Origin of the sequence: Selenomonas ruminantium subsp. ruminantium ATCC 12561 (assembly GCF_000424065.1) — a bacterium.
Taxonomy (GTDB): domain Bacteria; phylum Bacillota; class Negativicutes; order Selenomonadales; family Selenomonadaceae; genus Selenomonas_A; species Selenomonas_A ruminantium.
In genome coordinates, this window is record NZ_AUJE01000037.1 from 1 (window position 1) to 21,867 (window position 21,867).

General features: G+C 51.9%; 14 protein-coding genes and 4 tRNA genes. 1 reads left to right on the forward strand and 17 read right to left on the reverse strand.

From position 1 onward, the window contains the following. Nucleotides 1-151: 151 nt before the first annotated feature. The 3 genes from G598_RS0112460 to G598_RS17930 form a co-directional block, all read right to left on the reverse strand. Nucleotides 152-2,401 carry an alpha-galactosidase gene (locus G598_RS0112460; RefSeq protein WP_026767243.1) on the reverse strand — a complete coding sequence of 750 codons (2,250 nt, stop codon included), beginning with the start codon at nt 2,399-2,401 and terminating at the stop codon, nt 152-154. A 31-nt stretch (nt 2,402-2,432) separates the two neighbouring features. Beyond that, a complete protein-coding gene (gene lacZ, locus G598_RS0112465) occupies nt 2,433-5,576 on the reverse strand; it encodes a beta-galactosidase, LacZ type (protein ID WP_026767244.1) in 3,144 nt (1,047 codons plus the stop codon). Between the two features lie 176 nt (nt 5,577-5,752). Further along, nucleotides 5,753-6,544: a hypothetical protein gene (locus G598_RS17930; RefSeq protein ID WP_051180291.1), complete on the reverse strand. Its 792-nt coding sequence runs from the start codon at nt 6,542-6,544 to the stop codon at nt 5,753-5,755. Between the two features lie 284 nt (nt 6,545-6,828). Between G598_RS17930 and G598_RS17935 the strand changes: the two genes are divergently transcribed. Beyond that, entirely contained in the window at nt 6,829-8,334 is a 1,506-nt protein-coding gene (locus tag G598_RS17935) for a bifunctional metallophosphatase/5'-nucleotidase (RefSeq protein ID WP_211221583.1), read from the forward strand. Nucleotides 8,335-8,814: 480 nt separating this feature from the next. Here the strand turns inward: G598_RS17935 and G598_RS0112480 are convergent, their stop codons facing one another. The 14 genes from G598_RS0112480 to G598_RS18725 form a co-directional block, all read right to left on the reverse strand. Beyond that, nucleotides 8,815-9,246: a flavodoxin gene (locus tag G598_RS0112480; RefSeq protein WP_026767245.1), complete on the reverse strand. Its 432-nt coding sequence runs from the start codon at nt 9,244-9,246 to the stop codon at nt 8,815-8,817. A 12-nt stretch (nt 9,247-9,258) separates the two neighbouring features. Next, a complete protein-coding gene (locus G598_RS0112485) occupies nt 9,259-9,777 on the reverse strand; it encodes a DUF3793 family protein (protein WP_051180296.1) in 519 nt (172 codons plus the stop codon). A gap of 289 nt (nt 9,778-10,066) precedes the next feature. Continuing rightward, on the reverse strand, nt 10,067-11,185 hold the full coding sequence (locus G598_RS0112490) for a glycoside hydrolase family 3 N-terminal domain-containing protein (RefSeq protein WP_026767247.1): 1,119 nt from the start codon (nt 11,183-11,185) through the stop codon (nt 10,067-10,069). A 14-nt stretch (nt 11,186-11,199) separates the two neighbouring features. After that, the gene (rsmI, locus tag G598_RS0112495) at nt 11,200-12,042 is read right to left on the reverse strand and encodes a 16S rRNA (cytidine(1402)-2'-O)-methyltransferase (RefSeq protein WP_026767248.1); all 843 of its coding nucleotides are present in this window, start codon (nt 12,040-12,042) and stop codon (nt 11,200-11,202) included. 3 nt (nt 12,043-12,045) lie between these two features. Beyond that, nucleotides 12,046-12,783 carry a tRNA1(Val) (adenine(37)-N6)-methyltransferase gene (locus G598_RS0112500; RefSeq protein WP_026767249.1) on the reverse strand — a complete coding sequence of 246 codons (738 nt, stop codon included), beginning with the start codon at nt 12,781-12,783 and terminating at the stop codon, nt 12,046-12,048. Next, nucleotides 12,783-13,904 carry a PSP1 domain-containing protein gene (locus tag G598_RS0112505; RefSeq protein ID WP_026767250.1) on the reverse strand — a complete coding sequence of 374 codons (1,122 nt, stop codon included), beginning with the start codon at nt 13,902-13,904 and terminating at the stop codon, nt 12,783-12,785. Before G598_RS0112505 ends, G598_RS0112500 begins: the two co-directional genes overlap by 1 nt. A gap of 31 nt (nt 13,905-13,935) precedes the next feature. After that, nucleotides 13,936-14,943 carry a DNA polymerase III subunit delta' gene (gene holB, locus G598_RS0112510; RefSeq protein WP_245582809.1) on the reverse strand — a complete coding sequence of 336 codons (1,008 nt, stop codon included), beginning with the start codon at nt 14,941-14,943 and terminating at the stop codon, nt 13,936-13,938. A gap of 9 nt (nt 14,944-14,952) precedes the next feature. Then, nucleotides 14,953-15,405, reverse strand: a complete 453-nt coding sequence (locus G598_RS0112515) for a YaaR family protein (protein ID WP_037364273.1) — start codon at nt 15,403-15,405, stop codon at nt 14,953-14,955. Nucleotides 15,406-15,523: 118 nt separating this feature from the next. Continuing rightward, nucleotides 15,524-16,150, reverse strand: coding sequence for a 3D domain-containing protein (locus tag G598_RS0112520; RefSeq protein WP_026767253.1), 627 nt, complete (start codon nt 16,148-16,150; stop codon nt 15,524-15,526). A gap of 177 nt (nt 16,151-16,327) precedes the next feature. Next, nucleotides 16,328-16,413: transfer RNA gene (locus G598_RS0112525), tRNA-Tyr, on the reverse strand. Between the two features lie 7 nt (nt 16,414-16,420). Further along, nucleotides 16,421-16,498 (reverse strand) — tRNA-Arg (locus G598_RS0112530). A gap of 26 nt (nt 16,499-16,524) precedes the next feature. Further along, a tRNA-Ile gene (locus tag G598_RS0112535) sits at nt 16,525-16,601 on the reverse strand. A 27-nt stretch (nt 16,602-16,628) separates the two neighbouring features. Then, a tRNA-Gly gene (locus tag G598_RS0112540) sits at nt 16,629-16,704 on the reverse strand. 345 nt (nt 16,705-17,049) lie between these two features. Then, the gene (locus G598_RS18725) at nt 17,050-21,633 is read right to left on the reverse strand and encodes an AAA domain-containing protein (protein WP_026767254.1); all 4,584 of its coding nucleotides are present in this window, start codon (nt 21,631-21,633) and stop codon (nt 17,050-17,052) included. Nucleotides 21,634-21,867: the final 234 nt, after the last annotated feature.

Here is a 21,867-nt window from a genome sequence, read left to right on the forward strand (position 1 = left end):
GTCGTTTAGCGGAATCAGAAAAAGTACTCCCCCGTTCACCCCTGACAACGTATGACCTGGATACCTTTATCACGAACTTGCCGACAAACTGCAATAAAAAGCCCGCTGACCTGTTCATCAGCGGACTCTTGAGATAGCTGTAATAGCTTGTTTATTTTTTTGTCAGTACCCACATATAAGCGGCAAAGTCCGTGTCGATCTTTTCCACGCCCAGTCCGTTATACATGAGCTCATCCCCATAGAACACCTGTCCCGTCATCTGCAGGGATTTTTCCCCGCCAAAGTCCATACTCAAACGCTGGGCAGGCAGGTAATCGGTCACTTCATATTCGGCGTCAGCCTCCAATGCCGTCAGCTGCAATTTGCGAATCGGCGTAGCCGGTTCCGCCAGGGTCTTGAAGTAGAGCACGACCACTTCTTTGCCATCTTCGCTGACAAACTGCCATGCCGTTTCATTCTTCGTCCCAGCAAAGGGCGTCAGCAGGCGATAGAACTTGCCCAGCTGCAGGGTCGGACGCAGTTTCTTGTACAGGGCAACATGCTTTTTGACCTGTTCCTTTTCTTCGGCGCTCATACGGGTAATATCGAGCTCGTAGCCAAAATCCCCACCAAAGGCGCAGAGGGTTCTCGTCTGCAGGCTCGTAACGCGGCCTACCTGATGGTTTGGCGTCACCGATACATGTGCGCCCATCGTCAGCGGTGGGAATACCAGGCTCGTGCCACTCTGAATGGCAAGGCGGCAGACGGCATCGGTATTGTCGCTGGTCCAGGTCTGCGGCATATAGTAGAGCATGCCCGCATCGAAACGGCCACCACCGCCGGAGCAGCTTTCAAAGAGCACCTGCGGGAACTGTGCCGTCAGTCGTTCCAACACATCATAAAGCCCCAGTACAAAGCGGGTCTTCGTTTCCCCCTGCTGCTGGGCCGGCAAAGCTGCCGAAAAGGCTTCGGACAGATGGCGGTTGAAGTCCCATTTTACATAGTCAATCTCAGCTGAAGACAGTACATCACCGACGGATTTGACGATATAGTCACAAACTTCCGGACGGGACAAATCCAATACCAACTGATTGCGGCTGTAGCTGTTCTTGTAGTCCGGCACATGCAAAGTCCAGTCCGGATGGGCACGGAAAAGCTCCGAATCCTCGGAAATCATCTCCGGCTCGAACCACAAGCCAAATTTCAACCCGCGCTTATGGGCAGAAGCCGACACGCCCTTGAGGCCCTGTTTCAGCTTGTCCGTATTGACAAACCAGTCGCCCAGACTGCTGTTGTCATCATTGCGCTTGCCGAACCAGCCATCATCAAGGACTAAGAGTTCCAAGCCCAAATCAGCAGCAGACTGCGCCAGATTGTCGATTTTTTCCTCATCAAAGTCAAAGTAGGTAGCTTCCCAGTTGTTGACGAGAATCGGACGCAGTTCATGCTGATATTTGCCACGCACGATATGTTCCCGCACCGTCTGATGGAACGTCTGACTCATACCGTTAAGGCCTTTATCGCTGTATACGAGCATGGCTTCCGGTGTCTGGAAGCTTTCACCTGCACCCAAGTGCCATTTGAATTCAAAGGGATTGATGCCGCCGATAACTCTGGTCGTACCAAACTGCTCCACTTCGGTGACAAAGGAGGCTTCGCCGCTCCAAATCAGGCTGAAGCCATAGACTTCCCCGCTCGTTTCGCCAGCGTCCTTGCGAGCTAGGGCCAGGAACGGCGACTGCTGATGAGAGCTGGCGCCACGGCGGCTGCCCGTTTCCTGCACGCCGCGCATAAGGGACACGCGTTCCAGACTGCGTTCAGCGGCATGGCCGCCATAGAGACTCAGGCGGTCAAAATCATGGTCGGCAAAGTCGAGCGCAAAGCTGGCAGCACCGGTTAAATCCAGTGCCTCTTTGCCACAGTTGGAAATCTTGGCACTGCGGGTCAGCATGGCCGAATCATTCAGCAAAGTGTAGAGAAGTTCCACGGCCAGTTTGCCCTGACTGTCCTGCAGGTAAATATGCAGAGTTTCGGCTTCGTTTTCCTCAGCATACACAGCGGGGAGACCTTTAAGTTTTGGTTTGCCTGCCGTGATTTCGTAATGGTCATAGAAGAGTTCCGTTACCGTCGTACCGTTTGCCAGCCGCACTTCATAAGCGGGCAGACGGTAATCCCCATGGCCATAAGCAGGGTATTCCTGCGGCAGAACATCGAGCGAGAAGGTACGCTCATTGGGATATGCAGCCGGCTGCGGCGAAAAGGCTCGGTCGATGGACTGCATGGGTGCCGTATCGCGGAATTTCTTCAGGGGACGGCCCCAATAACGATGCAGCAGATAACGGTCACGCACCACCTGCAGCACATAGCTTACCTTATCATTATGCAGGTGGAATACACCTGTTGCCTGGTCAAAATCAATCATTTCTGCGCCTCCTAAGCGATATTAAGCGATATTAAATCCCCTGAAAATAGAATTCCAGATGCATATTCTCATTCTTCATGCGGTATTCTTCGAGTACCGGTGCGCCCCAGGTATCGTCACCGCCTACGCCACACTGGCCGGCAGATACCCGCAGGAAGGTATGATGTACCTGCGGCAGGTCGTAGCTGTGGCGGGCGTTTTCAAGTTCATGAGCGCTGTACGGCAGTGCCGAAGCAGCGAGCGGCATATCGCCGCTAATCCGCACGCCCCTGCCCCGCTTGTCGGTAACTTCCAGCCAGCGGACGCCATTGTGATTGCCACATTCCTGCGGCAGAAGGTAATCTTCCATCTCTCCGGCAACAGTGCCAGAGAAGATACCCAACTTTGCCCCCTCCTGCCGGTCGATGTAGTTAGCCGCCGGGCCATAGCCATAGTAACGCAGCTGGTCATAATCAGCTGACAGGGTAAAGAGCATGGCAAAGTCGGGAACCTCCGGCAGACCTTCGACTTTTTCGTAGTCGAGTTCCGTCTTCAAGCTGCCATCTGCGCAGACCGTATAGGTAATCGTGCAGGCAGATACCGGCTGGGTAGCCAGTTCATAGGTAAAGCGCACCTGCACTTCAGCTGCCGCATATTCCTTGATGCCCAGCTGGCCGAGCCAGTTGAATTCCTGCCATTTACCATCGACCAGCAGTTCCTTCTTCACACAGCGGCGGTAAAGGCTGGCCAGTTTCCACTGCGCCACAGCAAAGTCGCGGCGGCAGCCGTAATCGTTGTCCACCGGTGCCCGCCAGAAGGACGGTTTGGGCATTTCTTCCAACAGTTCCACACCGTTGAGCTTATAGGATACCAGACTGCCCTGCGCGCTGGAGAACAAAATCTCACCGCCCGCAAACTGCACGCCCAGATTGATATCGCCCTGCACCACATGCAGCGGCGTTTCGCCACAATCCGTAAGCGGCAGATGGGCTGTATAATGCGCAGGTTCTTCCACCTCTGCTGCCTCTGCGGCTTCAGCAGGGCTTGTGACTTCCACTTCTTCCACCTGCCATACGCCCTGACCGAAGGCCACTTCATAGCCCTTCTTGGCCCAGACCGTATCCTCTTTCAACAATAGCGAAACCGTAAGACTTTCTTCACCGGCATCGGTTACGGGCAGGAAGTCCAGTTCCAAGCGCTGTTTTTCACCAGGCTTGACGCTCGGCGCAGCCTCCGTCTTTTCCCAGATTTTTTGGCCATCGAGCAGCAGTTCATAATGCAGGTCATATTCACTGGCATCGGTGAACAGGCTGATATTTTCCAGCGTTACGCCATCGGCTTCCACGTTAATATGGAAGTTCTGATAGTTGAACTTCACGTCCTGCAATTTGGCCGTAAGTTTCCTGTCTGCATAGAGAATGCCGTCACCGCTGAAATTGTAATCGCTGGAGCGGTCGCCGAAATCGCCGCCATAAGCGAGGAATTCCTTGCCATAACGGTCTTTTTTCGCAATGGCTTGGTCGACAAAATCCCAGATAAAGCCGCCCTGATAGCGCGGTTCGCGTTCCGTCAGTTCCGTATACTTGTGCATACCGCCGTTGCTGTTGCCCATGCTATGCGTGTATTCGCAACAGAGGAACGGCTTTTCGGGATGCTCAGCCAGGAACTTTTCAATGTCGGCGACCTTGGTATACATCTGGCTTTCCATATCGCTGGTAGCATTGTAGCGTCTATCCCAGAAAATGCTCTCATAATGCACAAGGCGGGTCGGGTCGGTCTTGCGGAAATACTCGCTCATGGCGAAGATATCCTTACCGCCGCAGGACTCATTGCCGCAGGACCAGATGATGATGGCCGCATGATTCTTGTCCCGTTCGAGCATGGATTTGGCGCGGTCTAAGATAACCGCCTGCCATTCATCATGGTCGTTGGGAATGGTATGTTCATCGCGGGCCAGCACGCCGTTTTTCTGCCAGGTGCCATGCGTTTCGAGATTTGTTTCGTCAATCACATAGAGACCATAACGGTCGCAGAGTTCATAGATATAGCTGGAATTAGGATAATGCGAGCAGCGCAGAGCGTTGATATTCTGCCGTTTCATCGTGATGATGTCCTGCTCAAATTCCGCCGGATTCATCGCCCGCCCGCGATAGCAGTCAAACTCATGGCGGTTCACACCCTTGAACACAATGCGCTGGCCGTTGATTTTCATCAGGCCATCTTCGAGTTTGAACTCACGGAAGCCCACGTTATAGGGAATGACTTCCTGCAAATTGTCCGCATCATCATAGACAGCCAAAAGGAGTTTATACAGATGCGGATGCTCGGCACTCCAAAGTTTCGCGCCTTTCACCGACAGGATAAATTCATCCTGCCCTGCTGCCCCGCTGATATCCTCCTCAGCAAGAAGCTCACCTTCCGGCGTAAACAGGCTGACCTTGACCTTCTTGGTATGTGCTCCCGACCAACGGATTTCACCCGTCAGTTCACCATCATGGTAATCGTTTACTGGAAGCGCCGTAAGCTTCAAATCCTCCACATGGATACGCGGCTTGGTATAGAGCAGCACCTCGCGGAAAATCCCGCCAAAGCGCCAGAAATCCTGGTCCTCAATCCAGCTGCCCGAGGAAAAACGGAACACGCGCAGAGCAAGTTTATTCTCGCCCTTCACCAGATACGGCGTCAGGTCAAAATCAGCCGGCGTAAAGCTGTCCTCGCTATAGCCCACATAATGACCATTCAGGTACACCGCCACCGCCGATTCCACACCAGCCAGCGACAGACAGAGATTATCCCAGCCGGCAGGCAACTGGAAATATTTCACATAAGAACCCGTGGGATTGAAATGCTGCGGCACCTGACCGGGAACTACGGCTTCATGGCCGTCCCAGGGATAGGTCTGATTGGTGTACTGCGGTACGCCATAACCTTCCATCTGGAAATGTGCCGGCACACGGATGGTCTCCCAATCCCGGCAATCAAACTCCAACGCTTCAAATCCCTGCGGCGCCAAACGCGGATTCTTGGCATAATGGAAATACCACAGCCCGTCCAGCGTGCGTACATACGAGGACTCACCGCGATTTAATTCCGCCATATCCCGGTAATAGTGATGGTCACTATGTGCCGGCAGACGATTCTCCTGGAAAAATTCTGGATTGGCCAACTGGGCCAGGGAAAATTGCGACTCAGACATGGAATTTCCTCCCTCAACACCTATAGTAAACGATTTCTTTTTTATCTACTCCCCATTATACACGCACAAATAAGAAAAAACAAGCGATTTTTCCGATTTAATCGCTTGTTTTTACAGCATTTCTGATATCCGTAATCTTCTAATGCAGGATGAAGATGAAAGAGCGAAGAATATAATCATGAACTATAGATATCCGGCGCCAGAATCACCAGCACCGGCAGATTAGATGCTCCCGGCGGTGAATATTGCAAAGCGAAGTTCCGATTGGGCTTATAGCTGCCCATATGGGATAGTTCAAAATCGGACGTCAAAATGACGTTTTTCCCCAGATGCAGCTCTAAATTCGCGGGAGTAACATCGCCGAAGAACAAACGGCCTGTCTGATTGTGTACCACTTTGGCCAACTGTCTGTCTTCCTCCACTCTTACCGCACCGGCATAAACACCGCCTAATGGCGTCAGCATTACCTGAACAGGCTGACTGCCCATAGTAGGCAGTTCCAGCCGATACATCACGCCGTAATTGCCATAATTTACCGCCTGACTGCCATCGGTAGCATCTACACCTTGCTTGTAGCGGTCATATTCATCATCCCCCAAGGGAATATAGACCAAGCCATCTCTCTGCGGGTCATAGGCGCTCTTAGCGCTGATGGTGCGATTCATTCCCTTAAAGGTTCCGCGCAGGGCAACTTTGTCTTTGGGTAAAACCCGGGCATCCCCCTTTATCACATCGCTGTACAGGATTCCATACTCAGCCAGATACTCGGGGCTGTCAGCACACCGCCGGAATCCCTGCTCTCCACTGGCCAAGGCTTCATCAACCGGGCCAACGTCTGCGCCGGCTTTTACGCCTGTTCCTGCTGCTGTGCGTGTACAGGCCTGACAGCAGCCACACCGGTAAAGGCAGTCCCGATAAAAAATGCCATGACCAGCACAACCAAGCTTCGCATATTCATTTCCCCACATCCTTCCTATACCCTTTCCATAAGCAAACACTTCCATACACGTTCGCGTATACAAAAATATTATACACCGCAGTAGAAAAAGCAGACAATGGTAATGTTGCTGAAGTGACTATTTTAGCGCAACACGGGAATCGTCAAAAGTTCCTTAGGTGTCGATTCTCAGGAGGAATTATGGCGTTTGCAGCGAAGGTATAAGCAGCAAATACAATACTGCAAAGCAGTCAACACACCCTAAGAAAGAAGAATGAAAGGATGATACTTATGAATGTTCGTCATTGCGTATTGATGCTGGTAATAGGTATTATCATATGGCTGCCCCAACCTTCAGAAGCCATACAAACCTCTGAAGGCGTGCGCATCACCATCGTTCACACCAATGATACACACACGCGCATAAAACCGGAAGACAACTCCGGCAAATCAATGGGGTGGGCGACGCTGGCTGCCGCCATAAAAAAAGAACGCGAACTAAATCCCGATACCCTGGTCTTGGATGCCGGCGATACTTTCCACGGACTGCCGCTGGCCACGCTGAGCAATGGCGAAATCATGGTGCCGCTGCTCAATCTGACAGGCTATGATGCCATGTGTTTGGGCAATCAGGATTTTAATTACGGCGTTCCGCATTTGCTGGAATTGTCGAAGAGATTAAATTTCCCCATTCTGGTCGCCAATGTAGCCTATAAGGATTCGGGACAGCTCCCCTTTGCGCCTTACAAAGAGTTTAACCTCTCAGGCGTAAAGATTGCCGTCTTTGGTTTGGTTACGCCGGAAACCAAGCTGAAAATATCCCCCTTATTGACGAAAAATCTCTCCTTCCTCGACCCGGTACAGCAGGCGCAACTGATGGTAGACAAGCTTCGCTCCAACAACGATCTGGTCATCGCCGTGACGCACTTGGGGATAGACCCGGTCTGCGCCGATAAGTCCACCATAGTAGCCCAGAAAGTAAAGGGCATTGATATCATTATCGACGGGCATAGCCACACCGTCCTGCCCCATGGAATCAAGGAAGGCGACACGCTCATTTGTCAAACCGGGTGCTATGATAGCTACTTGGGCGAAGTAAACGTGACGATCAAGAATCACCGTGTGGTGGATAAATCCGCTAAACTCCTGGGTCTTGAGGAAGTGAACCGGCTAGCGCCAACACCGGATCAGGAGGTCTTGCGGGAAATCGAGCGCAGCACAAAATCCGCTCAGCCGATGCTTGAGAAGGTCATCGGCCAATCCAGCCGCAAATTCCAGTACAACCGGGAGCAGATCCGCACGGGAGAAACAGAACTTGGCGACTATGCGGCAGACGCTTATCGCGGCATAAGCGGAGCGGATATTGCCATAGTGAACGCGGGTACTTTCAGAGCTGACATACCCCAAGGCAAAATCACCAGAGGAGATACCATAAAAGTATTTCCCTTTGGCAATGTAGTGCAAAAAATTCAAGTGACCGGAGCGCAAGTGAAAGAAGCTCTGGAGCATGGCGTATCCAGATATCCCGCAGACGTGGGAATATTCCCCCAGATAAGCGGCATTTCCTTCACCCTTGACAGCTCGGCACAGGCGGGAAAACGTGTTGTAAGCGTTGAAGTGAATGGCAAGCCCCTTGACCTCATGCAAAAATACTCTTTGGCTGTTACGAATTTCATGCACATGGGCGGTGACGGGTACAGTATGCTGGTCAATGCGCCTCTTCTCGGCGAATATGGTCTGGCAGATGATGTGCTGGCGGCCTGGATCAGCCACGGGGAAAATCTGCACAGCTTCGGCAAGCGTATCCGCATCGACAAATAACGCTGATAAAGGCCGTACGCTCGTGTACGTTGTTATTACCATCTTGGCGGCAGGAGCTTGTCAACTTTCTAACAAAAAAACCGTCAAGCAAGCATATCCACTTGCCTGACGGGCTTTTTTCATTCCCGAACTTCCCATTCTTCAAGACTTCGTTTCTCACCATAATACAGGATATGGCTGCCATGCTTCCGCATTGTTCTTCTCCAGTTCGGCAACGGCACCCTTACCACGCACTACATAAGGTGGATATCTTAATATATCGTTGTAATACAAACATTAAACTCCCTTCTAATTGTAGGTACTAAGCCCGCAGGGGCTGGTGGTGTTTTTCCGCAGCTTTTGGCAAGCCTGTCTATGGCGTAGGAAAAATACCACCAGCCCCTGCGGGCGCCTTGCAGCCACAATGTAAAGAAAAAGCAGGCGATTTTCCGCAATCACCTGCTTTTTTCATGGCTTACAAAATTGTTTTTTAGAGCTATGTTACAATGACTTTACAAAGTCCTCTCCCAGTTTGCGGCAATCGGCAAGTTCCGCATCACCGGGAGCGTTTTCAACGATAAGGCCGTCAGAAAAGAGTTTGGCTCCGTCACCTTTGGTGCGCTCGACCCAGCTTTCCATCCAGGCACCGCCGCCCCAGCCATAGGAACCGAACAGGGCTACCGGCTTGCCGGACAGATGCTTTTCCGCATCCGTAAATACGGGTTCAAAGGAACCTTCCTCCAGCACTTCATCGCCCATGGCAGGACAGCCAAAAATCAGGCCATCATAATCCGGCGCACTTGCCGCCTTAAAGGATTCCACTTCCAAAAGACTGACTTCCGCACCAGCACCTTTGGCCCCTTCGGCAATAGCCTGCGCCATAGCTTCGGTGTTTCCCGTACCAGACCAATAAACAACAGCAACTTTACTCACGAAAATTCCTCCTCACACAGCCTTGACCAAATCGGGAAGGCGTTCCCCCGCCTCCAGCCGCAGACAAAAATCATGGGTGCAATCGGCATACAAATCAAACAGAGCACGTGTCTCACGCTCATTGACGTAGACCTTCCAGTACCCGCTATAGGCAAAATCCTGCCCCTTGTGCCGGATAAAGCCCGCCACATCTTCCGGCGGATACCCCAAAAACAGGCCTACCTCGTGAGGGAAGGACTTTTTCAGCTGCATCCGCATTTTCAGATACTCCAACTTCCCCATCAGCGTATCTTCGTCCAGATACCCGAGCTTTTTAAGTATCTTCTTCGCCGCCGGCTGCGCCAAATCCTTTATGAGCGCCCCCTTGCGGTAAAACAGCAGCAGCACATATTCCTCTCCCTCTGACAAGCGGAAAACCGATATGCCCTTGCAATAAAAGCACTGCATATAAGAAGCCAACAATCCCTCAAAGTCCTCAAAACGGCTCTTTTGAAAAGACAACAGGCTGGCCGTCTTGAGCCCCATCAGCATCGGCGCTGCATGAACCCCCAGCAGCTGCTCAAATCCCTCACGCCCCAATTACACCACCTCGCAAATGATAACATTTATCTTTTATCACAGGAGTTATTATAATATAAATGATAATCATTTGCAAGTCGTATTTGGAAAAAAGGCCTTAAAAGTCAACTGTCTGAGCAGAGCGAGTTTTGACTTTTAAGGCCGCTTCCATGAAAAGCAAAAAATATTTTTAGTCCAGCGGATTAGCGAATGACAGACCTCCACTGCTCCGCGCCTTCCGCCACGAACAAATTCTGCGAACCTATTGCTGATGCAACATCTTCATCTTCACAATCCGTTTCACGGATTCATTGATTCGTTCTTCACTGATAACGCCTTTTTCCACCGCATCCAATAACCCCAGATAAACTGCTGTTTCCCGCGGATATTCATGGCACACGAGCGCGATATCTGCCCCGGCCTGAATGGCCTGCACACCCAAATCGCGGAAGTCGCCGTACTTCGACACCGCGCCCATTTCCAGCGAGTCGGTGACGATTACGCCGTTAAAGCCCAGTTCCTGCCGCAAAAGTTTCGTCTGCACCGCTGCCGACAGGCTGGCCGTATGGTCTTTATCGAGTGCCGGATAGACAAGATGCGACACCATGATCATAAAGTTTTCCGGGCTGTGATTCGCGATGATTTCCTTAAACGGCACTAAATCCTGTGCCATGAGCTCGTCCTTTGTGGCGGAGATTTCCGAACGGTCGATATGGGAATCCACCAGCCCGCGGCCAATGCCGGGGAAATGCTTCAAGGCATAGATGACATGCGCCGATTCATATCCCTGCGCAGCGGCAGCGACAAATTTTGCCGCAGTCTGGCCGTCCGTGGAATACTCCCGTGGATTAGGTCCCACATCAGCTACTGGCGCAAAATTCACATTGATGCCCAAATCCTTGAGGCGGCTGCCGGTTTTCTGCGCCCATGCTTCTGCCTGCGTGTTGTCACCGCTCTGTCCAATGCTCTGCGCAGCTGGCGGCGGTTCGATAAAATCCTTGCCCCGCGCCACAGGGCCGCCTTCTTCGTCAATGGCGATAAACAAGGGAACTTTAGCAGCCTGCGCCTGCAAATCTGCCGTGAGCTTTTTGGTCTGCTCCGCCGATTGCAGATTCCGGTCAAAGAAAATCACGCCGCCGATATGATATTGATTGAGCATATAACGGCTGTCGTCATTGATTTCCGTGCCATGAATACCAATCATGACCATCTGTCCTACCTTTTCTGGCAGAGTCATATCCGCAACGATAGCATTTACTTTATCATCCAATGTCTGTGGCTTGTCGTCCGTTTTATCAGCCTCCGATACCTTGCCACAGCCAACCATCAGCGTCACTGAAATTACCAGCACAAGCGCCCAAAACCGTTTGCCAATCCTCATGCGTATCCCCCTTGTCAATCATCCAGCATGGCCTGATAGACCTCCCGGCGGGAAATGCCCAACGCCTTGGCGGCCTCCCGCATAGCGGCCTTCTTATCCAGCCCCTGGGTCATAAAATGCTCACAGCACGCTTTGGGGTCAGCAGGCAGTTCATTTTCATCTGCCGCAACTTGCCCGTCAAAACCTGCCACAACAATCACATATTCTCCGCGTGGGTCGTTTTCCTCGTAATGGGCCATGATTTCTGTAAGACTGCCGCGCTGGAATTCCTCGAATTTCTTGGTAAGCTCACGGCCCAAAGCCACCTGCCGATCCCCCATCGCCCCATACAGAGCTTTGAGCGTGGCCTTCAGATGGTGCGGCGCTTCGTAGAAAATCAGCGTATCGGGATAGTGCTGAACGCTTGCCAGTACCTCCTGCTGTTTTTTCGCTGTCTTGGGCAGAAAGCCGATAAATGTAAAGCGGGTCGTATCAAGTCCCGAACAGATAAGCGCCGACAGGCCTGCATTGGCACCGGGCAGGGGCGTTACCTTGAATCCTGCTTCTATGGCCAGCTGTGCCAAATGGCTGCCGGGGTCGCAAATACCGGGCAAACCAGCGTCGCTGACACAGATAAGGTCATGGCCTTCCTGCATATAGGCGATAAGTTCCGGCCCCTTGGTGAGTTTGTTGTGCTCATGGTAGCTGGTCAGCTTCGTATGAATATCAAAATGCGTCAGCAACTGTCGGGTATGGCGGGTATCCTCAGCGGCGATAAGCCCTACCTCACCGAGCATCCGCACTGCCCGATAGGTCATATCCTCCAGATTGCCAATCGGCGTGGCACAAAGGTATAAAGTTGGTATTTTTTCGTTCATTCTTCACATTCCATATATCTGTAAAATCTCATCGGTATAGGAGCCGTCCTCTTTATGGACAATCAACGGCGGCAGAACCTTCAGCCCGCCGGGACTTGCTCCCACTACGGCCTCTATGAGCATCATATTCGGCGCTTTGCCCTCTTTGGGCTGCACCATCTGCAGACGCTTGACCTCCATCTGCTTTTCATGAAGAGCCACGATGATTTCGCCTAGCCGTTCCGGCAGATGGACCATGCCAAAATGACCGCCGAAGCGCAGGGCAAAACGCGCCGCGCTAACCACATCATGGAGTGTTGCCGTAAACTCATGGCGGGCCCGCGCCACGCCGGAAAGTTTATTGGCCTGCCCCTCACCCACAGGGCGATAGGGCGGGTTGGCCAGCACCACATCAAAGGATTCGGGTTTATAAAGTTCCCTAATCGAACGATAATCCCCCTCCCGGACGAAAATCTTATCTTCCAGTTCATTGAGCCAGACATTGCGGGCAGCCAGCTCGGCCATAACCGGATTTAACTCCACGGCATCGACTCGCGCTACCTCATCCGCAACAATGAGGGGAATCACCCCCGTGCCAGTGCCCAGCTCCAATACCTTCTGCCGGGACTTCAACGATAAAAAATGAGCCAGCAGCACGGCATCCAGAGAAAAGCAGAATTCCTGCGTATTCTGGATGATATGCCGCCCGCTCTTCATCAAATCGTCCAGCCGTTCATGTTCGCCTAAACGTACGTCCCGCATCAATGGCGCTCCTTGTTTTCCCGGCTTCGCTTATCGCGCTTGCTGTTCTTGCCGCGGTTATCCTGCGGATTGCGGCGATGATTTGTCTCGCGGTTATCACGGCTGCGGTTATGCCCGTGATTCTTACGCTGGCTGCCCTCGCGGCGGCTCTCCCGATTCTCCCGTGACCGCCGTTCACGGCGTTCGCGGGGCTGTGCATTCTGATCTCCTTCAGCAAACTCACCGGCAATAATATCGCTGCCGTCTATTTCCTGCTCTTCATAAGCAGCCATCAGAGAAGACGCCAAACTGGTTTCCTCCTCGTCCTTTTCGATGACATCCTCCCAGGAGGCCACGATTGTGCGTCCGGAATCCAACAAAATGGTAGCTGAACGGCGCTGCTGATTGAGCGAAATAACCTTTCCTTCGCCTTCCACAGATACCACGCGCGCACCTTGCGAGGGCGGCAGGATTTTTTTCTGTTGATGGAGACAATTTTCCCCACAGTAACAGTCATTTTCGTATTTCAGACAGCACATCAGGCGACCGCAAATACCGGATATTTTCGTGGGATTAAGCGACAGATTCTGATCCTTGGCCATGCGGATGGATACCGGCTCAAAATCTCCCAAGAACGTCGCACAGCAAAGCGGCCGCCCGCAGCAGCCAATCCCGCCCATAAATTTGGCCTCGTCCCGGACACCGATCTGGCGCAGTTCTATACGCGTACGGAAAACAGCCGCTAAATCCTTGACGAGTTCCCGGAAGTCAATACGCCCATCAGCAGTGAAATAGAAGATAATCTTATTCATGTCAAAGGTGTATTCCACCTCCACCAGCTTCATAGGCAGGCCATGCGCTGCGATTTTCTCCTCACAGATGCCAAAGGCTTCCTTTTCCTTCGCCTTGTTCTCCGCGATACGGCGGATATCCGATTCGTTGGCAATGCGGTGTACCACTTTTAAGGGCGGAATAATCTTGTCCTCCGACTCCTCCCGTGGGCCAATGACCGTTTCACCGCATTCCATGCCGCGAGCCGTTTCCACAATAACCCTGTCGCCCAGCTTGATTTCCAGATTGCCCGGCGCAAAATAATAAATCTTGCCCGCCTTCTTAAAGCGGACACCGATAATCGTCTGCATAAAAATCTCCTAAATCTATTGTAAATCTGCCTTAATGGCAGTCCATTAACCGAATAAAATATCCTTCCAGCTGCAGGCGCAAATTCACATTAGCCTGCAGGCGGTGAGTAAACGTTCTTGTTTCTGCCAGCATAGCAAAGAGCCTGCCTTTGGAAAACTTCGGCAGCATTTCACCCAGCCTTCCCCGCAGGTCACTGTTATATATCAATGTACTTGCTCCATCCTCATAGAGAAGCAGCATATCCCGCAGCAGCATATTGATATACATCACCCACTCATTGAGGCGCTCTCTATCCAGTTCGCTCCGGGCTGCTGCCTCCGTCCAAAGCTTATTCATCGTAAGTTCCGGCAAGCTGGCCAAAAAATTCATGGCCTCTGCCCGCAATTCCAGACCACCATGCTGACTGAGTTTTAACGCCTGCCCCAGGCTGCCATCAGCCAGGCAGGCAAGTTTTTCCGCCTCCAGCGCAGGAATCTGCCGCCGCATAAGTTCACCCTGCATTTCTTCAGGCGAAAGCATACCAAAAGACAAGGGCATACACCGGGACACGATAGTGGGCAAAAGCCTGCTTCTGTCCTGTGCAATCAAAATGAAGGTCACCTGCCCCTCCGGTTCCTCCAATGTCTTTAACAAGCTATTGGCTGCGGGTTCATTCATGGTGTCTGCGTCATCAATGAGTACCACCCGCCGCCCGGCACGAATTGCCGAGCGGGATACCACCGTCTGCATTTCCCGAATGGCTTCTATACGGATAATGCGCGTGGATTTCCCCCTTATCTCCGGGGTTAATTCATAGTAATCCGGATGCGCTTCTGCCGCAAAACTGCGGCAGTTTTCACACTGACCACAAGGGGCATTATCCTTGCCGCAAAGAATTGCTCCTGCCAGGATTTGGCCGCAGAGCTTCTTGCCAATGCCTGCTGCTCCCGTAAAAAGCAAAGCATGCGGAAGCCGCCCCTCTTGCAGCAGGGTACTAAGCTCCCTTATCTGAGCCTTATGCCCCACCAAGCTGTCCCAACGAATTTCCACGATATCCATCACCAAAAATTACATATACAAATCCACGAGCATCCCCCGAATGGCATCATGACTGGCAATAATGTCCAGCTGTTCAGACTGGCCCAGCCGAATCTTTTCGGCCATTTCCTCCAGCTTCCGGTCAATCTTCCGCACAGTGGTATAAACCTTCTGCCGTCCCATGCGGTCCCAGCCGGCCTGACTGTGCAGTTCATACATGCGATTTACCGCTTCCCCGACAAAATTCTTTATCAAGGTGCGGTAAGATTTCAGCTCATCATAAGTAGGGGTCTTGGAAAGCCGGGCGCCCTGTTCATCAATCTGTTTTAAGAGCTTATCCAGCTGTTCCGTGGAGAGGCTGTCTTCCTGCTCCATAAGTTCCAGGGAAAATTCCGTATCTCCACCTTCAACCCGCCCTTCCCGGCCTAACCCCCGGGTAAAAGCAGTTTCCTGTGCAGCACGGCTATCAACTTTCAGCGGCATCTCAATCACCCACTTCACCTAGAATAATCACACTTTCTCTATGTTAAATTATAGCGGCTTGAGTGATTTTATGCAACAAAAAACCGCCCCGAACGGGACGGTCTTAAGCACGAAAATATCAGTCAATGATGACGATTTCCAAATCGCGGCGGCCAAAGGACAAGGCTTCCTCATGTGTATCAAAAGCCACATCAATACGGTGACCACGGATAGAACTGCCAATATCCTCGGCCACAGCCTCACCATAGCCGGGAATGAACACATGTGTTCCCAAAGGTATGACATCAGGGTCAACGGCAATCACACCATGACGCACCGGCGTCCCACTGGCAGTACGCTTGCCATTGCCCGGATCATAGGCACTGTAACCAGTAGCGGATACATACATAGCCTGGCCAGTGGGAATGGCAGCAGCTTCGTGATGCGAAGACGACGTCCTTGAAGGCGGCTCTTCCTCAGCACTGCCCTCATAAGTCCCACCATCGGAAAGAAAATAGTATGTGCCATCACCGCACACCCCATCTTCCGTGAGTCCACGGGATTTTTGGAATTTCTTTATGGCTTCCACCGTACGCGGGCCGCAATCACCATCGGCCTCACCTTCCAAAAATCCCTGTTCAATCAAAAGCTCCTGCACACGCTGCACGGCCTCGCCCTTGGAACCCTCTTTCACCAATATCGACGCAGCTGCCGTAGCTGCTGTAAAACACATAAATACCAGAGTAACCAAAACTAAAAGGAACATTTGCTTACGCAATAAAACCACCTCACTAGCTTCTCTATCCGAAGATTATTTATGTACTCTTAGAATATTTTAACAAAAATGAATTGTATTCGTCAAACGAAAGGCAAATATTTCGTTTTCTGTAATATATTGCGCAAAACTAAAAAGCGCCGCTTTCGCGACGCTGTTCTTTGCAAGTGGTGGGCAGGGATGGATTCGAACCATCGTAATCCGAAGATGACAGATTTACAGTCTGTTGCCTTTAACCACTCGGCCACCTACCCATAAAAATGGTGACCCAGGAGGGACTCGAACCCCCGACCCTTTGATTCGTAGTCAAATACTCTAATCCAACTGAGCTACTGAGTCATTTATATATTGAAGTTTTTTGTAATTGGTGGGCCCACTTGGACTCGAACCAAGGACCGACCGGTTATGAGCCGGTTGCTCTAACCAACTGAGCTATAGGCCCAAGTTTACATAAAACTTACAAACAATATGGAGCGGAAAACGAGACTCGAACTCGCGACCCCCACCTTGGCAAGGTGATGCTCTACCAACTGAGCTATTTCCGCATTTTGTCTGACGCTTGACTTCAGAAGTTTTTTCTGTGTCTCGCTGACTGACAAAATCTATTATAGCCACATCGTTATCATATGTCAACACCTTTTTTCAATTTTTTTCAAAGTTTTTTTAGTGGCGGAGATTTCCGCTAGTGATTCGCGGTGAAAGGGCACGGCAGACGCTTGGCGCAGGTGCTTGCTTTTTGGCCACAGCGCGTTGCCGCAGGCTGGCTCGCAAGAGAAAAATACTGGGCACTGCGCTGAGAGCCACGCCGTGGTGACCGGCGCATGTAATGAAAGTAACAGCACCCTCATGCGAGACATTTAGCACGAAGGCCAAAAAGCAAGTACCTACGCCTAGACTGCAGTTTCTTCTTTATGCCAACCTGCCAATATCTGCTCTGCCCGCTGCTGCACATAGCGTGCCTGTTGCTGGCGAACAGCGTTAGCAGTATCGTCCTGTGCATCTCCCGGTGTAATGCCCAGTTCTGCCAGTTCAGCTTTCAGCTTTTGCAAGGCACTTTCGGGCTCCAAATACCACTTACTGCCCCGCACGCGAATAAAGTGCCAGCCAAGCCGTTCCAGCACAGCCTGACAATAGCGCTGATTCGCAGCTTCCTTGATACTATCCATCCAATGCTCCCCATTGCAAGAAATGATAACTCTATGCCCATTGCCCGTCACGGCTACCGGTACGCGCAGACTGCCCACAGACATATTCTGCAGGATTTGGTACCCTTCCCCCTGTAAGCTGCGGGTAACGGTGAGTTCCAGCGATGTAGGCTGCTTACTCTCTGTCTCTTCAACGTCCTGCGGCGGATTTTCCGCATATTCAATAAGCCCCCGCCGCAAATCGCCCTCTTTCAGGCTGCCTGCCGCCATGGAGTGAATAACCCACAGCTGATCACGGGCGCGGCTGGCTGCCACGTTGTAGCGTTTAAGTGTATCACCGGCATGACCTTCGCCGACCAGGCGCAGCATTTTGTCCTCCTCGGCATTCGGGGCGCTGTCCACCAGCGACAGGAAGATAACATCTCTTTCGTCCCCCTGAAAATCTGCAGGGTTGCCACAGAGAAAACCGCAAGTTTCCAAGGTGCTGATGCCCAGCCGTTCTGCAGCCAAGGAACGGATAAGCTTTCCCTGTTCCTCCCCCAGCATGGAAATAGCCCCAAAGGTTTTCCCCTGATAAGCCTCATCTTCCAGACAGGCAGCCAGCGCAGCAACAATATACTCAGCCTCTACAAAATTCTGTTTTTTCCCCTCAAGCCGCCGCCCTGATACCTGCACGGCCACCAATGGCTGCAAGCTGCTGCCGGACTCCCGCAGCGGCCGAATACGGCCATCATAAGCCAGCTGATTGGAATAGCCGATAATCTCCGGCACACAGCGGAAATGTTCCGTGAGCATACGCGCTTCAAAATTCATTTGTGCAACATCGTACAAGGACGTATCCATGGTATACAGAGAAGCATGTTTAATAACGCCCTCGATAGTCGAAGACTGCAGATGCGTGATTTCCGCCGCAGTAACGCCTACGGCTGCAGGACTGACCTGTTTATCATCTCCCACGATGATGATTTTCCTGCCAAAGTAAAGCAAAGGCAGAGCCGTGATATCTGCCTGACTGGCTTCATCGATGAGAATGATATCAAACTTGGGACTTTCCGGATTGAGATTCTGCCAAACCCGGGAAAGCGGCATAATCCATGCCGGCACTGCCTGCTGGGCTTCCAGCATACATTCCCTGGCTTCCCGGATATGCCTTGCGGCATAGCGTCCCTTGCCTTTACCCACTTTTTGTACGGCTTTGCTCCAGCCCACCAGACTGGCCTGCAGACTGGTTCCTTCCACATTTTCCAGCAGTTGCTGCCAGGCACGGGATTCCGCCAGTTCAGCAGTTACCACGGAAAGCCTTGCCGTAAGTTTTTCCACCTCTGCAGCAACGACCTGGGTATCGTCTTGGGAAAGTGCATGAAGTTCCCGCCTGAACTGAGCAAACAGCCACGCTTCAGCAATTTTTTCCGGCACTTCCCCCTCACCTTCCCGGCCTTCCTGACGGGAAATTCGCTCTGCCCACTGCGGAGCCAGCACAGCCAGCCTTTGTAAAAGACTTTGCCGTTCCTGATAAATGGGCAGAAGTTTTTCATATTCAACCAGTTTTTCGTAAGCCTTCGCATAGGCCTCTTCATCACCTGCTGCCAAAGCTTCACCAAACTGCCGGGCAACGGCACCATCGGCCTCCGCGACAGCGGCTCTGGTTTCCCGCAGCCAGTCAGCCGAATGCTGCCCTTCAGCCTGCATGATGAAAAGTTCCTGCCAGCAAGGAAAATCCTCCTGCAGCCAACGCAGCTGCTCTTTCAATTCCCCATGAGGCGTGGCAAAAACTGCCGGCTGATAGACGATGTTCAGATTTACGCCAGCCTGCCGCCACAAGAGCATCAATTCCTGCCATACATCTTCCTGCCAGCGCAGATACTCTTCTACTTCCCGCCAGCGGGCACTGAGCAAATCGTCACAATCGTCTCCGGCAGCAGTCACGTCTTCGTAGGAAATCATGCCATACGGCTCCAAAAGCTGCCGCCACTTCACCTTTGCTTCATTCCGCGCCTGCTGAAGCGCTACATACTGCATGGCCAGCTGGCAGTCCCGACGGCTTTCCAAACCATGTCCGTCAATGACAAACTCCTGCTGTAACACCAGCCAATCCCTATGACGAAAACGTATCCACCAGGAAAATCCACCATCGTCAAACGCCTCTGCCATTTCCGATAACATCTGAATCAAGGCCTGATTCGGTTCCCGCTTTCCTTTATACTGGAATTCCAAACCAAAGAATTGCGTCATGCTCTGCTGTTTGAGCTGCTGAACTTTATCCAGAGCCCGGCCCAGCATGCGCCACATTTCCAAACGGGCCCCCTTTTGCTTTCCAGCCAGCAAAGCTTCCTGCGCCCATTTCTCCTGCAGACGGTCAAAATCTATCTTACTATAGAGGGCAGCTGCTTCCTGAAGTCTTTCCATAGACAGGTCCCCTGCTGCCAGCTGTCCTTTTTGGCATAACAACCCCTCATCGTCCAAAGACGCATCTGCCAGACGAGCTAAGAGCTCCTCCTGCCGATTCTGTTCGGCCACAGCCAGACCGATATATCGTTTGGCCGTTTCCGGAGGCAGCATTCTTTCCCTGTCCGGCAGAACTTCCACAATTTCCCGCAAAGATTCCGGTGTGAACTTCTTATTGCTCTGGTAAAGGACTGCCAGTTCACGGTCATCTAAAGGCAAAGCCCCTTCTCCCACTTCACCAGGTATCACATCTGCCAATTCCTGATGATCATGAATAAACGCTGCCATACGGGAAAGCGACCACGCCTTGCCCCCCAGCACAAAATAGTCCCGCTTGGCCTCAAAGCGCTGCATATCCTCTAATTTCTGGCGATTTTCCCGAATCACAGTCAACAACTGCAGCCGCTCTTCCGTAAGACTTTGTACTCTCCGTCCCAGTTCTGCCGTATCACTATGCGCCAGCCGTTCACAAATCCCCTGTACAGAGCGTTCCATATCCCCTTTGGCGCCATCGATCAGGGAAACACATAAATTCCTTATGCCCTCAGGTAATTTATCCTTAAGAACCGACAATGCTTTATTGGTTGCGCTGGTCACCAGCACATGCTGACCTTGTGACAGAAAATGTCCCAACAAATTGGCAATGGTATGGGTTTTCCCTGTTCCCGGAGGCCCCTGCACCACCACAGCGGGGGAGGACTCGATTTTTCGGGCAATCCCCAACTGTTCAGCATTAGCGGCTTTCGTCAGTAGAATATCCGCAGCCTCGCCGCGGATATCCGCCAGATTCATCGTAAATGGTTCTGCCTGTTCCTGCGGGCTGTCGGGGTCCACAATGCGCAAAAGCGCCTCCGGCACATCGCCAGCCTGCTCTATCCGCGCCATGATGGCCGCAATGGAGCGTTCTGTCCCCGGCTGTACACGGCGCAGGAATAACACCTGCCGGTCATAGGTAAGATACCAGTCTGTCGGCAGTACATCAAAGCGGTTATCCACAAAGCGGCAGTTAGGCGTAAGCGCGCCTGCAGCTTCCGCCAGAAAAGCCGTTATCTTCCCGCCCCAAGGATGCAAATCCGCTTCGTCCATTGCCTCAGCAAAAGCGCGGATTCCCTCAGGTTCCACCCCCGGCATATCCTGGAACATATCCACATAAAGTTCCGTGGGATATTCTGCGGACAAAAGCTGCATCTTGCCCTTGTTATCGTAATGCAGGCGCACCCGTTTCAATATGACAGGGTGGTTGATTGCCGAATCCAGACCGCTCAAAAAAAAGCCATTGCCTGCCACGAGTTCCAACCGTTCCGGGTCCTTGCGCAGTTTGTCGTAAAGCTCATACAGCTGCATAAAGAGCTCCTGCGTGCGGCTCTTGACCATTTCCCCGGCCCGCCAGAGCGTGCGCTGCCGCTTCCACTTTTCCAAAGCTGCAAGACGCACCCCGGAATCCACAAAACGCTCCGTCACATCGCCCAAACGGTCATCATGGCGCAAGCGCTCCTCCCGCACCTCGATATCCGTCACCGCAAAATCCCGCCAGTTGGGCGTACGAATCCAGCCTACGAGGTCAAAGGGCAGTTCCGGGCAGGGAATAAACTCCGGCTTTTCCACCTCCAGCAGCACATCTTCCCCGGCACCTTCCGGCTGCACCCGAATCCGCTTCGGGTCCACCGGCAGCTCGTCCAGATAGAGCGTCCACTCCTCATCCTTAATGCTGCGCACCAACTTCTGCCGCAAGGAAACCACCTTGCGGATATAATCCAGTAACTTTAGAACCTTTTTCTGGTTATCCATAAAAACCTCAGAACCATTCACATTATCACCATAGTTATCCACAAAATTATCCACTAATCCACAATTCTGGGGATAAACCTGTGGATAACTCACCATTATTTGTAGACCTTCTTAGAATATTCTACCCCATCCGCCCAGTTCCTGCAAAAGATTCGTCTCCCCGGTCAGGAAAATCCACCAGGTCACGCAATGCATGCGTTTCCAGGTGGACTTTTTGATGGATTGATAAAATTGTCTTTCAACTTCTTTTCTTTTAATGAATTTATCCAAATAAAAATAGCTCATTATCCTAAAACATATGCAGGTACAAAGAACCTCCATGTGGAATTA

Bases quoted from the DNA above. Each gene is read 5' to 3' on its own strand.
- G598_RS0112460 (WP_026767243.1), bottom strand. From the start codon at position 2,401: ATGATTGATTTTGACCAGGCAACAGGTGTATTCCACCTGCATAATGAT.
- lacZ (WP_026767244.1), bottom strand. From the start codon at position 5,576: ATGTCTGAGTCGCAATTTTCCCTGGCCCAGTTGGCCAATCCAGAATTT.
- G598_RS17930 (WP_051180291.1), bottom strand. From the start codon at position 6,544: ATGTGGGGAAATGAATATGCGAAGCTTGGTTGTGCTGGTCATGGCATT.
- G598_RS17935 (WP_211221583.1), top strand. From the start codon at position 6,829: ATGCTGGTAATAGGTATTATCATATGGCTGCCCCAACCTTCAGAAGCC.
- G598_RS0112485 (WP_051180296.1), bottom strand. From the start codon at position 9,777: ATGCTGATGGGGCTCAAGACGGCCAGCCTGTTGTCTTTTCAAAAGAGC.
- G598_RS0112490 (WP_026767247.1), bottom strand. From the start codon at position 11,185: ATGAGGATTGGCAAACGGTTTTGGGCGCTTGTGCTGGTAATTTCAGTG.
- rsmI (WP_026767248.1), bottom strand. From the start codon at position 12,042: ATGAACGAAAAAATACCAACTTTATACCTTTGTGCCACGCCGATTGGC.
- G598_RS0112500 (WP_026767249.1), bottom strand. From the start codon at position 12,783: ATGCGGGACGTACGTTTAGGCGAACATGAACGGCTGGACGATTTGATG.
- G598_RS0112505 (WP_026767250.1), bottom strand. From the start codon at position 13,904: ATGCAGACGATTATCGGTGTCCGCTTTAAGAAGGCGGGCAAGATTTAT.
- holB (WP_245582809.1), bottom strand. From the start codon at position 14,943: ATGGATATCGTGGAAATTCGTTGGGACAGCTTGGTGGGGCATAAGGCT.
- G598_RS0112515 (WP_037364273.1), bottom strand. From the start codon at position 15,405: ATGCCGCTGAAAGTTGATAGCCGTGCTGCACAGGAAACTGCTTTTACC.
- G598_RS0112520 (WP_026767253.1), bottom strand. From the start codon at position 16,150: ATGTTCCTTTTAGTTTTGGTTACTCTGGTATTTATGTGTTTTACAGCA.
- G598_RS18725 (WP_026767254.1), bottom strand. From the start codon at position 21,633: ATGGTGAGTTATCCACAGGTTTATCCCCAGAATTGTGGATTAGTGGAT.